At 68.2% G+C, this 14655-nt stretch carries 14 protein-coding genes; 9 read left to right on the top strand and 5 right to left on the bottom strand.

Going from position 1 to position 14655, the window contains the following annotated elements; all coding sequences use genetic code 11:
• Positions 1-186 precede the first annotated feature (186 nt).
• Both NM203_RS12570 and NM203_RS12565 read left to right on the top strand, forming a co-directional pair.
• On the top strand, positions 187-1569 hold the full coding sequence (locus NM203_RS12570) for an aromatic ring-hydroxylating oxygenase subunit alpha (protein ID WP_255060426.1): 1383 nt from the start codon (positions 187-189) through the stop codon (positions 1567-1569).
• A complete protein-coding gene (locus NM203_RS12565) occupies positions 1563-3227 on the top strand; it encodes an FAD-binding protein (RefSeq protein WP_255060254.1) in 1665 nt (554 codons plus the stop codon). The genes NM203_RS12570 and NM203_RS12565 overlap by 7 nt, the downstream gene beginning before the upstream one ends.
• Here NM203_RS12565 and NM203_RS12560 read toward each other — a convergent pair.
• Genes NM203_RS12560 through NM203_RS12545 form a run of 4 tightly spaced genes read right to left on the bottom strand, consistent with a single transcriptional unit; the run spans position 3224 to position 7552 of the window.
• A complete protein-coding gene (locus tag NM203_RS12560; RefSeq protein WP_255060253.1) occupies positions 3224-4057 on the bottom strand; it encodes an enoyl-CoA hydratase-related protein in 834 nt (277 codons plus the stop codon). The two genes, NM203_RS12565 and NM203_RS12560, sit on opposite strands and share 4 nt — an antisense overlap.
• Before the next feature lie 10 nt (positions 4058-4067).
• Positions 4068-5288, bottom strand: coding sequence for a CaiB/BaiF CoA transferase family protein (locus tag NM203_RS12555; protein ID WP_255060252.1), 1221 nt, complete (start codon positions 5286-5288; stop codon positions 4068-4070).
• Position 5289: 1 nt separating this feature from the next.
• Positions 5290-6351 carry an acyl-CoA dehydrogenase family protein gene (locus tag NM203_RS12550; protein ID WP_255060251.1) on the bottom strand — a complete coding sequence of 354 codons (1062 nt, stop codon included), beginning with the start codon at positions 6349-6351 and terminating at the stop codon, positions 5290-5292.
• Between the two features lie 13 nt (positions 6352-6364).
• Complete coding sequence (locus NM203_RS12545; RefSeq protein WP_255060250.1) at positions 6365-7552, bottom strand: acyl-CoA dehydrogenase family protein; 1188 nt, start codon at positions 7550-7552, stop codon at positions 6365-6367.
• 92 nt (positions 7553-7644) lie between these two features.
• Between NM203_RS12545 and NM203_RS12540 the strand changes: the two genes are divergently transcribed.
• From NM203_RS12540 to NM203_RS12510, 7 genes are read left to right on the top strand one after another with little or no spacing between them, the layout of a single operon-like run.
• The gene (locus NM203_RS12540) at positions 7645-8508 is read left to right on the top strand and encodes a mycofactocin-coupled SDR family oxidoreductase (RefSeq protein ID WP_255060249.1); all 864 of its coding nucleotides are present in this window, start codon (positions 7645-7647) and stop codon (positions 8506-8508) included.
• Positions 8505-8825 (top strand): hypothetical protein, encoded by a 321-nt coding sequence (locus NM203_RS12535; protein ID WP_255060248.1) that lies wholly within the window; start codon positions 8505-8507, stop codon positions 8823-8825. The genes NM203_RS12540 and NM203_RS12535 overlap by 4 nt, the downstream gene beginning before the upstream one ends.
• 38 nt (positions 8826-8863) lie before the next feature.
• Positions 8864-9802, top strand: coding sequence for a thiamine pyrophosphate-dependent dehydrogenase E1 component subunit alpha (locus tag NM203_RS12530; RefSeq protein WP_255060425.1), 939 nt, complete (start codon positions 8864-8866; stop codon positions 9800-9802).
• A gap of 11 nt (positions 9803-9813) precedes the next feature.
• A complete protein-coding gene (locus tag NM203_RS12525) occupies positions 9814-10821 on the top strand; it encodes an alpha-ketoacid dehydrogenase subunit beta (RefSeq protein WP_255060247.1) in 1008 nt (335 codons plus the stop codon).
• Positions 10814-11050, top strand: a complete 237-nt coding sequence (locus tag NM203_RS12520; protein WP_255060246.1) for a lipoyl domain-containing protein — start codon at positions 10814-10816, stop codon at positions 11048-11050. Before NM203_RS12525 ends, NM203_RS12520 begins: the two co-directional genes overlap by 8 nt.
• 20 nt (positions 11051-11070) lie before the next feature.
• Positions 11071-11934 carry an enoyl-CoA hydratase-related protein gene (locus NM203_RS12515; RefSeq protein WP_255060245.1) on the top strand — a complete coding sequence of 288 codons (864 nt, stop codon included), beginning with the start codon at positions 11071-11073 and terminating at the stop codon, positions 11932-11934.
• Positions 11935-11936: 2 nt separating this feature from the next.
• Positions 11937-13448 carry an acyl-CoA synthetase gene (locus NM203_RS12510; RefSeq protein ID WP_255060244.1) on the top strand — a complete coding sequence of 504 codons (1512 nt, stop codon included), beginning with the start codon at positions 11937-11939 and terminating at the stop codon, positions 13446-13448.
• On the opposite strand, the gene NM203_RS12505 is transcribed toward NM203_RS12510, so the two are convergent.
• Positions 13434-14645 (bottom strand): cytochrome P450, encoded by a 1212-nt coding sequence (locus NM203_RS12505; protein ID WP_255060243.1) that lies wholly within the window; start codon positions 14643-14645, stop codon positions 13434-13436. The genes NM203_RS12510 and NM203_RS12505 overlap by 15 nt on opposite strands.
• Positions 14646-14655 lie beyond the last annotated feature (10 nt).

Here is a 14655-nt window from a genome sequence, read left to right as displayed (position 1 = left end):
ACGGGATTCGAGGTGACGACCGCCGAACGGGCCATGTGCCGCCAACCTCTCCCGCTGTCAGCCTGTGCGTCGTCGCCGCACAGGCGGCTACTCTGATATGGCTATTATTGCTAAGATACTCACCGTCGATCACCGACCGCAATATCCCGCGACTCTGGAGAAGGGGTGGGTGGATTGCCGCACGCCGTGGATTGGACTCCGCTACCGGTGCCGTGGGCGGTGCAGGCGGTCGACCGGATCCCCAAACAGCGCTACTACGACTCCGAGTTCTACGCACTCGAGAACGAATTGCTCTGGCCGCGGGTGTGGCAGATGGCATGCCGGCTGGAGGAGATCCCCAAGCCCGGTGACTTCGTCGAGTACGAGATCCTCGACCAGTCGATCATCGTCGTGCGCGTCGATGCGGACCACGTACGCGCCTACTACAACTCCTGTCGACACCGCGGCATGAAACTGGTCGAGGGCAGCGGGTCGCGGCGCAGCTTCGTCTGCCCGTTCCACGGGTGGTGCTGGGGGTTGGACGGTGCGAACACCTTCGTCCTGCGCCCCAAGGCGTTCGACGCCGACAACCTCGACGCCGACGATCTCGCGCTGGTGTCGGTGCGGTGCGAGACGTGGGGCGGGTGCGCGTGGATCAACCTCGACGACGCGGCCCCGCCGCTGATCGACTGCATCGAGCCGTTCGCGTCGAAGCACGACGAGTGGAAGGTCGGTGCGCTGCGCACCGAGTGGTGGAGATCGTGCGTGCTGCCGGTGAACTGGAAGCTCGCGGCGGCGGCGTTCATGGAGGGCTACCACGTCCCGCAGACCCACCCGCAGCTGTTGCCGTCGTCGCACACGGCGGACCGTGGGGCCGGGGCGAGCACAGCGACGGGGAATAGGCAGGTGCACCCGATCATCGAAACCGATCTGCACCTCATGCGGATGCTCGGGTCGGGCATGGGCGGGATGACCCACGAGAACGACATCCGCATCGCCGAGGGGCTGCAGCACATGTCGCTGCCCGACGACCCGCGGGAGGCTATGGCGACGTGGCGGGCCGCGGTCAACGAGGCGGTGACCACCTGGCATCGCGCACGCGGCTGCGACTTCCCCGACCTCAACGACCTGAACCGCCGGCGCGTGATCGACGCGATCGGCTTCGCCTTTCCGCACTACTTTCTGCTCCCGCAGTTCAGTAGCGGATCGTCCTACCGGATCCGGCCGCTGGGCCCCGAGGAGACGCTGTTCGAGATCTGGTCGCTGACCCGATTCCCGGACGACGCGTCGCAGGGCAGGCCGGTGGCGCCGGAGCCGCTCGCTCCCGATGATCCCAGCTGGCCGACCATTCCGGCGCAGGACTTCTCGAACCTGCCGAAGCAGCAGAAGGGGCTGCACGCCAAGGGTTTCGAGTTCATGCGACTCTCGACGCAGATCGAAGGGCTCATCTCGAACTTCGAGCGGGTCGTCGACGGATTCCTGGCCGGCCTGCCCTACGAGAGGCTGGTGCCCGCGATTCAGCGGACGAACAGCACGATCGACGTGCCGGTCGCCGATCTCGGCCTGTCCGAGCCGGTCCCGTCGTGGTGACGTGGGACCGGACCGTCGACCTGCTCATCGCGGGCAGCGGCGGTGGCGGCATGGTCGCCGCGCTGGCGGCGCTCGACGCCGGCATCGAGCCGCTGATCGTCGAGAAGCAGGACCTGGTCGGTGGCTCCACCGGCATGTCCGGCGGGATGGCCTGGATGCCGAACAACCCCTTGATGCGCGCCGCAGGCGTCGCCGACTCACACGAGGAGGGGCTGGCCTACTTCGACGACGTCGTCGGCGACATCGGGTTGGCCTCGTCGCCCGCGCGGCGGGAGACGTTCCTGACCGCGGGCTCGGAGATGCTGACGTTTCTGCAGCGCAGGGGAGTTCGGCTGATCCGCTGCCCCGGCTGGACCGACTACTACCCGAATCACAAGGGCGGCAACGAAGCCGGCCGCGCGGTCGAGGGCATCCCGTTCGACGCGGCCGCGCTCGGCACCTGGAGTCATCGGGTGCAACCGTCGATGGCGAAGAACTACGGCTTCGTGCTCACCACCAACGAACTGCGCTCGGTGCAGTACTTCAACAGGTCACCGAAGGCGTTCGCGGTGGCGATGCGGGTGTTCGCACGCACCAACCTCGCGAAGCTGCGTCGCCGCGAGGTGCTGACCAACGGCGCCTCGCTGATCGGCCAGATCCTCAAGAGCCTGATCGACGCCGCCGGTGACCCGCCCATCTGGACGGCCGCGGCGATGGACGACCTGATCGTCGAGGACGGCCGCGTCGTCGGGGCCCGTGTCACCCGCGCCGGGACGGGGGTCAACGTGCGAGCCCGTCGCGGAGTCCTGCTGGCCGCGGGCGGGTTCGGGCACAACGCCGACATGCGACGCGAATACAGCGCCGACCAACCCAACGAGGCCAAGTGGTCGATTGCGAACGCGGGGGACACCGGCGAGGTGCTGCAGACGGCGATGCGCCTGGGCGCCAAGACCGACCTGCTCGACGAGGCCTGGTGGCTGCCGATGGTGTTCATCGCCGACCCCGGCGCCGCCTCGATCGGTTCGGGACGGCAGCGGCCGGGTGCGATCTACGTCGACGGCACAGGCAATCGGTTCTGCAACGAGTCGAACTCCTACGTCGAGGTCGGCAAGGCGATGTACGCCGCTCGCGCCGTGCCGTGCTGGCAGGTCTTCGACCACGGCTACATCCGTCGCTATGTGTCGGGTGCCAACCCGGTGAAGAAGCGCACGCTCAACGAGGACCTGGTCACCAAGGGCGTCGTCAAACGCGCCGATACGCTCGCCGACCTCGCGGCTCAGATCAAGGTGCCCGCCGACGCCCTGGAGAAGACCGTCGCGCGGTTCAACGAATTCGCCTCTCGCGGGCTCGATCCCGACTTCGGCCGCGGCCAGTCGGCGTACAACGCCTGCCTCGGCGACCCCGGCTACTCACCGAATCCCGCGCTCGGGCCGCTGGATCGCGCCCCCTTCTACGCCACCAGGGTGTTTCCAGGCGACGTCGGCACCTGCGGGGGAGTGATCACCGACGAGCACGCGCGGGTGCTCGACGAGGACGAGCGCGTCATCGAGGGGTTGTACGCCACGGGCAACATCACCGCGACGGTGATGGGCCGCAACTACCTGGGTGCCGGCGGCAGCATCGCCAACACCATGGTGTTCGGATACGTCGCGGCCAAGCACGCGGCGAGCGCAGGCTAAGTCTCGCCACGCTCCACGAAATCCCTTGGCTTCAGCCCGGATTGCTTCAGCTCGGCCCGGCGGGCCTGCACGTCCGACGCGGCGCCGACCATGTTCGTCAGGATGTGGCTGACCTGCAGGTGCACTCTCATGCCCATCAACTCGTAGGCGCGCTTGACGTTGTTCTTCACCGCCATGGTCGTGGTGAGCGGGATCCGGGCGATCCGCTGCGCCATCTCCTCGACGGTGGCCTCCAGGTCGTCGCGGGAAACGACCTTGTTGAGCAGACCCCACTCCAGCGCCTCGTCCGCGGACAGCGTCGGCGCGAGCAGCAGCCAGTCCATCGTGCGATGCCAGTTCATCAGCAGCCACGGCTCGATCATGGTGTGCCCGCCGGGTTCTCCGAGACTCTGTGCCAGCGGCATCTGGAACGTGGCGTCCTCCGACGCCACGCAGAAGTCGGTGAGCAGGCCCAGGTAGATTCCGCCGCCCATGCAGTAGCCGTGGATCTGGGAGATGGTGGGTTTCGGGAACTCCCACAGGTACAGCGTGGGCCACAGGAACAGGTCGGCGGTGCCCTTGTACTGATCCTCGAACGTTTCACCGAACGTCGGGTAGGGGTTCTCGTCGGGACCCCAGCGCGCCACGTGGCCGCCGCAGAAGCCCTTGCCGTTGGCCTTGAGGATCACCACCTTGATCTCGCGATCGCGGTCGGCCTCGTGAAGGCAGGCGTCGACCTCCTCGACCATCACGGCGTCCTTGGTGTTCGCCCTCTCCGGCCGGTTCAGGATGATCCGCGCGATCGGTGGCTCGCGTTCGTAGATCACCGCTTCCAGCGTGCGTCGCTCCATGGTGAACCTCCTACAGGATTGCGCCGCTGTCCTTCGCGGCCGAGATGTCGTCCCAGTCGAGGTCGAGCTCCAGAAGGATCTCCTCGGTGTGCTGCCCGTGTTCGGGCGCACGCGCGGCGGCCGGCGGGGTTTCGTCGAATTGCACGGGGGCGGCGACGATCCGGTAGTCGTTGCCGTAGTCGTCGACGTTGTGAACGACGTGTCCGTTCGGCTCGACCTGCCGATCGTTGAGCGTCTCCTTGGGGGTGGCGAGCGCGGCCCACACGCCGGGTTCGTCCTCCAAAACGTCGTGCCAGTAGGCGAGGTCCTCGCTGGCGATCCGGTCCCCGATGAGTGCGCACGCCTCCGGCGTGTTGGCGATCAGGTTGCTCGACGGGACGAAGCGCTCGTCGGTCGCCAGTTCGGGCAGGCCGATCCGCTCGCAGAAGCCGGCCCAGTACCGGTCCGGCTGGAGGAACACCAACTGCAGGAACCGGCCGTCCTTCGTCTTGTAGCGGTTGACCAGCGGGTTGATCGCGAGCCCCGGCGGGGCGCCGGGGATGCCGTCGATGTCGAACAGGTCGGCGACCGAGATCGACGGGGCGATCGTCCACATCGCCTGTGCCAGAAGCGAGGAGTCGACGATCGACGGCTCACCCGTCTTCTCGCGGTGGAACAGCGCGGCACACACCCCGCCCGCCAGCGTTATACCACCCTGCAGGTCGCCGAAGCCCGGCCCCTGCACCGCGGGCGTCTCCGTGCCGAACGGTGTCATGGTGTACGAGACGCCGCCGCGGGAGAGATAGGTGGCGGCGTCGAAACCGCCCTTGTCGCGGTCCGGCCCGCGCACTCCGGTGCCGGTGCCGCGGGCGATGATGATGTTCGGGTTGAACGACCGGATGTCGTCGACGGTCAACCGCGCGCGTTCCAGTGGGGCGGGCAGCCAGTTGGTGAGGAACACGTCGGCCGTCGCGAGCAGCTTGCCGAACAGTTCACGGCCTGTCTCGGACTTCACGTCGACGGCGATGCTGCGCTTCCCGCGGTTGCCGATCTCGAGGATGAAGTCGATCTTCGCGCGGGCGTTCTCCTTCGTGAAGCCGCCGATGACGAGGGCACGGCCCGGATCACCACCCTTGGTGTCCTCGACCTTGATGACGTCGGCACCCCAATCCGCAAGAGCCGCACCGGCGGACGGTACGTACGTCCACGAGGCGAGTTCGACGACGCGCACTCCGCGCAGCACTTCGGACATCTCAGTTCCCTTCTGCGGTGGCGAGTCGACTTCCGATCGCCTCGAGGTAGCGGTCCGACCCGCCGTGTGCGGCACTCCAGCCGAGCAGCCGTTTCAGGTAGAGGTGGGCGTCGTGCTCCCACGTGTAGCCGATGCCGCCGAACACCTGGATCGCGAGATCGCCGACGCTCGCCAGCCGGGCCGCGAACGCCTTGGCGCGCAGGGCCGCGAGGTGCCGCTCGTCGGCATCGGCGCCGTCGGCGGCCCACAGTGCGTGCAGCACACCGCCCCTCGCGAGCTCGACGGTCTCGTACATGTCGACGCACAGGTGCTGGACGGCCTGGAAGCTGCCGATGGGCGCGCCGAACTGGGTGCGCACCTTCGCGTACTCGATGGCCAGGTGCATCACGGCGTCCGCGGCTCCCAGCGCGTCGGCTGCGGAGGCGATCAGCACGTCGTCGGTGACGGCGTCGACCACGGCGGCGGGGGTGTCTCCGAGCCGACGGGCGGGCACGCCGGTCAGGCGTGCGTCGAACAGCTTGCGGGTCGGGTCCACGTGGCGCCGCGGTGTGACGGTGATGCCGGGGCTCGTCGGGTCGACGGCCCAGAGCGCACCGTCGGCGAACACCAGCAGCGCGGTGGCGGCTGCGGCGTCGGGCACGGAGGTCAGCTCGCCGGACAGTGTCGACCCGGTGGACTCGAGCCGTTCTAGCCCACCGAGCGCGACGGTGGCGACCGTCGTCCCGTCGGCGATGCCGCCGAGCAGCGACGGGTCGTCGACCAGGGTCAGGGCACGCGCCGCCGCGACGGCGGTTGAGAGCCACGGCCCCGGATACAGCGCTGCACCGAGTGCCTCGGCGACGACGCCGGCGTCGACCACGGTCAAGCCGGCGCCGCCGTGTTCCTCGGGCACCAGCACCCCGGTGGCGCCGAGGTCGGCCAGGCCCCGCCACACCTCGTCGGTGCTGCCCGTCGGGTCGTCCAGCAGGGGGCGGACGTGGGCGCCGATGCCCGCGTGCTCGGCGAGGAAGCGGCGCACGGTGTCGCGCAGCGCGAGCTGCTCGTCGGTGAGTTCGAGGTTCACATCGCTCCTTCACTCAACCCCGCGGTAGTCCGAGCACTCGCACCGCGGTTATCCCCTTGGTGATCTGCGTGGTGCCACCCGCGATCGTCAGAGACCGCGACGAGAGCCGCTGCTCGCTCCACCGGTCGGTGGCCTGGCGCTCGCCGAGCACGTCATAGGCGAATTCGGCCATCCGCTGCCCGGTTTCGGCCCACACGCTCTTGGCGAGGCTCGCTGCGCCTCCCCCCGTCGCTTCGCTCGCCCCGGTCCCGTCCGCGTCACCCCCGTGCAGAGCCGCCGAGATCGCGCGCTTGCAGAGCAGTTCGAGGTAGTCGACGTCGACGGCGATCTCGCCGAGCCGACGCAGCGTCGCGCTGTCCTCGAGTACGGGCCTGCCGTCCACCGAATGGGCGGCCAGGTCGGCGACGAGGTCGGTCAGCTGCAGTTGCAGCGCCGCGTACAGCCGCGCCGCGCCCGCCCGTTCGTGGCTCAGCGTCGTGGTGGCGACTCCCCAGCCGCCGTGCAGCGGACCCAGCAGAGCGTCGGCGGGCACGCGGACGTCGTGGAAGAACACCTCGGCGAAGTCCGTTGCGCCGTTGAGCGTCACCAGGGGTCGCGCCTCGATGCCGGGCAGCGTCATGTCGACGATGAGGCACGAGATGCCCGCGTGCTTGCGGGCGTCGGGATCCGTCCGGACGTAGAGCTGACACCAGTCGGCGTGGTGGCCGAGTGAGGTCCAGATCTTCTGGCCGTTGACGACGAAGTGGTCACCATCTCGCACGGCGCGAGTCCGCAGCGCCGCGAGGTCCGACCCCGCCTCCGGTTCGGACATGCCCTGACACCAGATGTCGTCCGCGCGCACCATCCGGGGGAGCAGTCGTTGCTTCTGCTCCTCGGTGCCGAAGTGCATGATCGCCGGACCGATGTTGTTGAGTCCGATCACGTTGAGCGGCAACGGCGCTCGGATTCGCGCGATCTCCTCGGCGTAGGCGAGTTGCTCCAGCACCGACGCGCCGCGGCCACCGTACTCGCGCGGCCACGACACCGCGCCCCAGCCCGCATCGGCCACGGTCGCGTCCCAGGCGCGGCGCAGTGCGAGCGCCTCGGCATCCTCGCCGCGCAGGCGGCCCGCGGCGACGACGTCGTCGGTCAGGTGCTCCGAAAGCCAGGCGCGCAGTTCTCTGCGGAAGGACTGCACTGGCGCCGGATACGAGAAGTCCACGATGTCCTACATTCGGCTCGGATTGTTTCTTTATAGTTTTAGCAAGTATAGCTAGGGTAGGCCTAGAACTTTGCGACAACGGAGGTGACGTGATGGGCCGGGTGGACGGCAAGGTGGCGCTGATCAGCGGTGCGGCGCGAGGACAGGGTCGGTCGCACGCGCAGCTCCTCGCGGCCGAGGGCGCGGACGTCATCGCCGTCGACATCTGCGCGGACATCGCCAGCAACGAGTACCCGCTGTCGCGGCCCGAGGACCTCGACGAGACGGCACGGTTGGTAGAGAAGGAGGGCCGGCGGGCGTACACCGAGATCGCCGACGTCCGCGACCGCGCCGCGTTGTCGGCGGCCATCGACCGGGGTGTCGCCGAGTTCGGAAAGCTCGACATCGTGGTGGCCAACGCCGGCATCGCGCCGTTGACGGCGGGGCAGGGGATCGAGGCGTTCGTGGACGCGGTCGACGTCGATCTGATCGGCGTCCTCAACCTCGTCCACGCCAGCGTGAAGCACCTGCGGTCCGGAGCGTCGATCGTCATCACCGGGTCGATGGCGGCGGCGCTGGCCGCCAACAACACCGGCGGCATCGACGCGGGTAGCGGCGGCGCGGGCTACGGATTCGCCAAACAGGTTGTTGCGCACTACGTCAACGACCTGGCGCTGCAGATGGCGCCGAAGAGCATCCGGGTCAACGGCGTGCATCCCACCAACGTCAACACCGACATGCTGCACAGCCCGCCGATGTACCGCGCGTTCCGTCCGGACCTCCAGGAGCCCACCCGCGAGGACGCCGAACTGGTGTTCCCCGTGCTGCAGGCCATGCCGATCCCCTACGTCGAACCCGAGGACATCAGCGAGCTGGTGCTGTTCCTGGCTTCGGATGCCGCGCGGTACGTGACGGGCCAACAGATCGCCGTCGACGGCGGATGCGGCGTGAAGGCCAGGACCTGGAGGGGACTGTGAAGGGCATCATCTTCCTCGAGACCATGCCGCGGTCGCCGGACGTCGAGGCGGAGTACCAGAACTGGTACAACGACGTGCATCTCGAGGAGATCTGCTCCGTGGAGGGCATCGTCGGTGCGCGGCGCTTCGCTCCCATCGACGGCGAGGGACCCTTCGTCGCGATCTACGAACTGGACACCGACGATCTCGACGCGGTGGTGGGCCGCCTGCAAGAGCTGGGCGCGAGCGGCAGGATGTCGTCACTGCAGTACCTCAGCATGGACGACCCGGCGCCGATTCCGAAGGTGTACCGCGAGATCGGATCGTACGAGAAGTGATTCCCGACAACGCTACTCGCACGCGCCTCTACGCGCTGATGGCCCTGATGAAGGCGGCCGACGACCGGTTGAGCAAGGGCATCGGCACCGGCGAGTTCCAGGCCGTGTACTGGCCGTCGCGCGGGCAGGAGGCGATCGCCGCCGCGATGGGCGTAACGCTGCGCACCGACGATCAACTCGTCACGACGTACCGCGGCCTGCACGACCTGATCGGCAAGGGCGTACCGCTCGAGGAGATCTACGGCGAGATGATGGGGCGCACCGTCGGCGCCAGCCGCGGCAAGGGCGGCACCATGCACATCGCCAAACCCGAAGCGGGGGTGATGCTGTCGACCGGCATCGTCGGTGCGGGACCGCCGGTCGCCGTCGGCTTGGCGATGGCGGCCAAGCGCAAGGGCCTCGACCGCGTGACGGTGGTGAGCTTCGGGGACGGCGCGACCAACACCGGCTCCTTCCACGAGGCCGCGAACATGGCCGCGCTGTGGGATCTGCCGGTGGTGTTCGTCTGCCAGAACAACCTGTACGCGGAGATGACCCCCACCTCCGACACGATGAAGATCGCGCACGTCGCAGACCGAGCGGCCGGTTACGGCATGCCCGGAGTGCGCGTCGACGGCAACGATCCGGTGGCGGTCACCGAGGCGCTCGCCGAGGCGGTGGGCAGGGCACGCACCGGGGCCGGTCCGACCCTGCTCGAATGCGTGACGTTCCGGTTCCGCGGCCACTACTTCGGTGATCGGATGAAGTACATCCCGCCCGAGCAACTGGAGGCGGCGAAGGCGGCCGATCCGGTACCCCGGTTCCGCGCCCTGTTGCTCGAGGCCGGGGTCTGCACCGACGACGAACTCGCCCGCGTCGACGAGGGGGCGCTCACCGCCGTGGAGGACGCGCTGCGCACCGTCATGGCCGCGCCGGCCCCCGCTGTCGACGAACTGGACCGCGATGTGTACGCCCACCCGATCGCGTTCCCCGTCTGAGGAGTCCGGTGATGACCGAGCAGCAGATGACCATGCGCGAGGCGCTGAACCTCGCGCTCGATCAGGCGCTGGCAGCCGACGAGCGGGTGTTCCTGCTCGGGGAGGACATCGCCGACCCCGGCGCGTCGGGCCCGACCGCGGGGCTGTCGACGAAGTACGGGCACGATCGCGTGCTCGACACCCCGATCTCGGAGGCCGCCATCGTGGGTGCCGCCATCGGCGCCGCCGTCGACGGTCTCCTTCCGGTTGCCGAGATCATGATCATGGACTTCATCGGGATCGCCGCCGACCAGCTGATCAACAACGCGGCGAAGATGCGGTTCATGACGGCGGGCAGAACGACGGCGCCGCTCACCGTCCGCACCCAGGTGTACGGCGGACTGGCCACCGGCGCAACGCATTCGCAGTCGCTGGAGGCGTGGTTCATGCACGTGCCGGGAATGAAGGTGATCATCCCGTCCACCCCCCGCGACGGTAAGGGACTGCTGACGTCGGCGATCTTCGACGAGGACCCCTGCCTGTTCATCGAGACGATCCGGCTGCAGGGGGTCAAGGGCGCGGTGCCGACCGATCCCGGCTTCTCGATTCCATTGGGGCGGGCCGACGTCAAGCGGCCGGGCACCGACGTCACGTTCATCGCCTACGGGCGCAGCGTGCACGACGCCCTGAAGGCCGCCGAGACACTGCAGTCCGAGCACGACGTCGGCGCCGAGGTCGTCGACCTGCGCACGCTGGTGCCGTTGGACGTCGAGACCATCGTCGAATCCGTGGGCCGCACCCGCCGTGCCGTGGTCGCCCACCACGCCGTGGAGTTCGCGGGTCCCGGCGCCGAGATCGCCGCCATCCTGTCGAAGGAACTGTTCGGCCGACTCGAGGCACCCGTCGAACGGGTCGGCGCGAAGTTCGTGCCGACCCCCGCCGCCGCCGCACTCGAGGCGGCGGTGCTGCCGTCACCGGCCCGTCTCGTCGAGGCCGCGCTGCGCACGCTCACGCCGTCGGCGGCGAGTGTCCATGGCTGACTTCGTCGTTCGCATCCCCAGGGTGTCGGTGGCCGTCTCCGAAGCCGAGCTCACCGAGTTGCTGGTCGAATCCGGCGCGCACGTCGACGAGGGCGACCCGCTGTTCGTGATCGCCACCGAGAAGGTCGACCAGGAGATCGAAGCCGGCGCGACGGGCATCGTCACGTGGACCGGCGAGGTCGGAACCGTCTACGACATCGGCGCCGACATCGGCGTCATCACAGGTTGATTCGACAAGGAGAGCAACTGATGGACTTCGGACCGGAGACCCGCGAGCGGATCATCTACGAGAAGGCGGGGCCGATCGCGCGCATCACGCTGAACTGGCCCGAGAAGGCCAACGCGCAGGACCAGAAACTCGCCGAGGAGGTCGACGCCGCACTGCTGGACGCCGACCGCGACTACGACGTCAAGGTGCTGATCCTGAAGGCCAACGGCAAGGGGTTCTGCTCGGGGCACGCGATCGGCGACAACGCAGGAGACTATCCGAGTTTCGCGGAGGGTGCGGCACGTACCGGCACGCCGTGGAAGGCGCAGACCGACCTCTTCGTCAAGCCCACGCTGAACCTGTGGGAGTTCTCCAAGCCGACCATCGCCCAGGTGCACGGCTACTGCCTGGGGGGCGGTACGCACTACGGCCTGACGACCGACATCGTGATCGCCTCCGACGACGCCTACTTCTCGTACCCGCCGCTGCAGGGCTTCGGCATGCCGTCGGGCGAGTGTTCCATCGAGCCGTGGGTGTTCATGAACTGGCGACGCGCCGCGTACTACCTCTACACCGCCGAGGTGGTGAAGGCCGAGAAGGCACTCGAGTACGGCCTCGTCAACGAAGTGGTGCCGCGGGCGGAACTCGATGACCGCGTCGAGTCGATCGCGCGGCACATCGCACAGGCACCGCTGACCACGCTGATGATGACCAAGGCCAACATCAAGCGAGCCTGGGAGGGGATGGGCATGCGACTGCACTGGCAGACCTCCAACGACCTGGTCGCCCTCGCGTCGATGAGCAGTGACGTGCAGGCGCTCATCGGCCAGGTCCTGAGAGGGCAGATCAAACCGCAGGAGATGGCGAACCGGCAGGCCGCGGCGGCGGCGACGCCCGACGAGTAGCGATGCTCGCCGACCGGGGGCGATCGCCGGCACTGATCACGGCCGACGGCGCCGTCGTGTCCTACGACGAGTTGTACCACCGCAGCCAACGGGTGGCGGCGCTGCTGTACGACGCGGGACTGCGGCGTGGCGACGGTGTCGCAGTGGTGCTGCCGAATCGTCCGGAGTTCCTCGAGATCACCTGGGGTTGTCAACTGTCCGGGCTGTACTACACGGCGGTCAACACCCACTTCACCCCGGACGAGGTGGCCTACGTCGTCGCGGACTCGGAGGCGCGGGCGGTGTTCGTCGACTCCTCGATGCCGCGACTGGGCACCGCGTTGGCCGACGGCGTCGAGGTCCGGATCGCGGTGGGGGGTGACCTGCCCGGCTGGCGTGGCTACGAGGATGCGATCGCCGAAGCCGGTGCGGCACCGCCGCATTCGGACGGCTCCGAGATGCTCTACTCGTCGGGCACCACCGGGCGGCCGAAGGCGGTACGCAGGCCGCTGCCGACGGACGGCAACGGGTCGTGGGCGCAGGCGGTGCTCGAGCAGGCGCTGGCGACGCGCTACGGCATGACGCCCGACGGCGTGTACCTGTCGCCTGCGCCGCTCTACCACGCGGCGGGGGTGAACTACACGATGGCCGCTCACCGCGTGGGTGCGGCGACGATCCTGATGCCGAAGTTCGACGCGGAGACCGTGCTGCGCCTCATCGACGAGCACCGGGTGACGCACGCCCAGTTCGTGCCGACGATGTTCGTGCGGATGCTGAAACTGCCTGAGCGGGTGCGGAAGTCCTACGACGTGTCCAGCCTGCGGCGGGTGATCCACGCCGCCGCGCCGTGCCCGGTCGACGTCAAGTACGCGATGCTGGACTGGTTCGGGCCGATTATCGAGGAGTACTACGGCGGGACCGAGGGTTTCGCGGGCTGCACCATCGGCCCGGACGAGTGGCTGGCTCATCCCGGTTCGGTCGGCAAGCCGTTCAGTCCGGTGCACGTGCTGTCCGAGGACGGCGTCGAACTGCCGGTCGGGGAGTCCGGCGAGTTGTACTTCGAGGGCGGCCCGGAATTCGAGTACTTCAAGGATCCGGTGAAGACCGCGTCGGTGTCCAACGAGCGCGGGTGGCGGTCGCTTGGGGACGTGGGCTATCTCGACGACGACGGCTACCTGTACCTGACCGACCGGTCGACGTTCACGATCGTCTCCGGTGGCGTCAACATCTATCCGCAGGAGGCGGAGAACCTGCTGATCATGCATCCGAAGCTGGTCGACGCCGCGGTCTTCGGGGTGCCCAACGACGAGTTCGGCGAAGAGGTCAAGGCGGTGGTGCAACCGGCGCGGGGAGTCGCCGACGGTCCGGCGCTGGCGGCCGAACTGATCGAGTACTGCCGAGCCCACCTGGCGTCCTACAAGTGCCCCCGCACAATCGAATTCGATCGCGAGCTGCCCCGCGACCCGAACGGCAAGCTGTACAAGCGACGCATTCGGGACCGCTACTGGCAGGGCCGGGAGTCACGCATCCTGTAGCGGGCGGAACGTCACGGGCAGCTTCTCGGGGGAGCGGAACGGCATGCCGACGATCTTCGTGCTGTCGTCCGGCACCAGTTCGAGATCGGTCACCCGATCGAAGAGGCTGTTCAGCATGGCCTTGGTCTCCACCCTGGCCAGGTGCATGCCGAGACAGCTGTGAATCCCGCCCGCGAACGAGATGTGCGCGCGCCGCTGCCGGTGGATGTCGAACGTCTCGGGGTCGTCCCACCGCTTCTCGTCGCGGTTGGCCGCGCCCATGCACAAGGTGATCGCCGCGCCCTTGGGGATCGTCACGCCGTGCATCTCGACGTCGCGAGTCGTGTTGCGGGCCACCAGAACGAGCGGCGTCTCGTAGCGGATGCCCTCCTCGATGGCGGCGGGGATCAGGGCACGGTTCTGCTGAACGGCCGCCAGCTGCTCGGGGTGGGTGAGCAGGAGGTACAGCAGGTTGCCCGACGACCGGTACGTCGTCTCCAGTCCGGCGGGTAGCAGCAGCCGCAGGAACGAGATGATGGCCTCGTCGGTGAGTTTCTCGCCGTCGATCTCCGCGGCGACCAGATCGCCGATGACGTCGTTGGTCATCGTGCGGCGGCGCTGGTCCACCTGGTCCTGGAAGTAGGTGCCCAGCTCCACCGACGCGCTGAAGCCGGCCTCGATGTCGTCCATGATCGAGATGAGGTCGAAGGACAGCCGCCGGAACATCTCGAGGTCCTCCTCGGGGAGTCCGAGAAGTGCGGCGGTGACCCTGGTGGGGAACTCGAACGTCACCGCCTTGACGAGGTCGGCGTGGCCGTCGTTCTTGATCTCGTCGACCAGGCGGTCGCAGATGGGGTCGATGACCTCGGGCTCCCACGCGTTCAGTGCGCTCTGCCGGAACGCCTTCGACACCAGGCTCCGATGGTCGTGGTGCTGTTTGCCGTGCATGCCCAGGATCGTCGGCCCGAACATCAGCCCGATCGTCTGGTTGTACATCTCGGAGGCGAACACGGTGTCCTCGCGGAAGGCCGTGAAAACGCTCTCGAAGTCGAAGAGCGTCCAGTTCTCGTCGGTCTTGAGCTCGGCGGGCATCAGGTCGCTCTCCATGAGCGTCCCCCGCCACACCGGGTTCGCCTTGCGCATCTTCGCGAAGTACTCGTACGGATCGCCGGTGAGATCGGGGACTCCCTGGTCGTGCGAATCGGTGCCGAGCGTCACGCGAGCCTCC

Source organism: Mycolicibacterium arenosum (genome assembly GCF_024320865.1).
Taxonomy (GTDB): Bacteria; Actinomycetota; Actinomycetes; order Mycobacteriales; family Mycobacteriaceae; genus Mycobacterium; species Mycobacterium arenosum.
Note: the sequence above shows the minus strand (reverse complement) of the source record. Positions and strands in the feature narration are given on the sequence as shown.

Bases quoted from the DNA above. Each gene is read 5' to 3' on its own strand.
- NM203_RS12560 (WP_255060253.1), bottom strand. From the start codon at position 4,057: ATGGAGCGACGCACGCTGGAAGCGGTGATCTACGAACGCGAGCCACCG.
- NM203_RS12555 (WP_255060252.1), bottom strand. From the start codon at position 5,288: ATGTCCGAAGTGCTGCGCGGAGTGCGCGTCGTCGAACTCGCCTCGTGG.
- NM203_RS12540 (WP_255060249.1), top strand. From the start codon at position 7,645: ATGGGCCGGGTGGACGGCAAGGTGGCGCTGATCAGCGGTGCGGCGCGA.
- NM203_RS12530 (WP_255060425.1), top strand. From the start codon at position 8,864: ATGGCCCTGATGAAGGCGGCCGACGACCGGTTGAGCAAGGGCATCGGC.
- NM203_RS12525 (WP_255060247.1), top strand. From the start codon at position 9,814: ATGACCGAGCAGCAGATGACCATGCGCGAGGCGCTGAACCTCGCGCTC.
- NM203_RS12520 (WP_255060246.1), top strand. From the start codon at position 10,814: ATGGCTGACTTCGTCGTTCGCATCCCCAGGGTGTCGGTGGCCGTCTCC.
- NM203_RS12515 (WP_255060245.1), top strand. From the start codon at position 11,071: ATGGACTTCGGACCGGAGACCCGCGAGCGGATCATCTACGAGAAGGCG.
- NM203_RS12510 (WP_255060244.1), top strand. From the start codon at position 11,937: ATGCTCGCCGACCGGGGGCGATCGCCGGCACTGATCACGGCCGACGGC.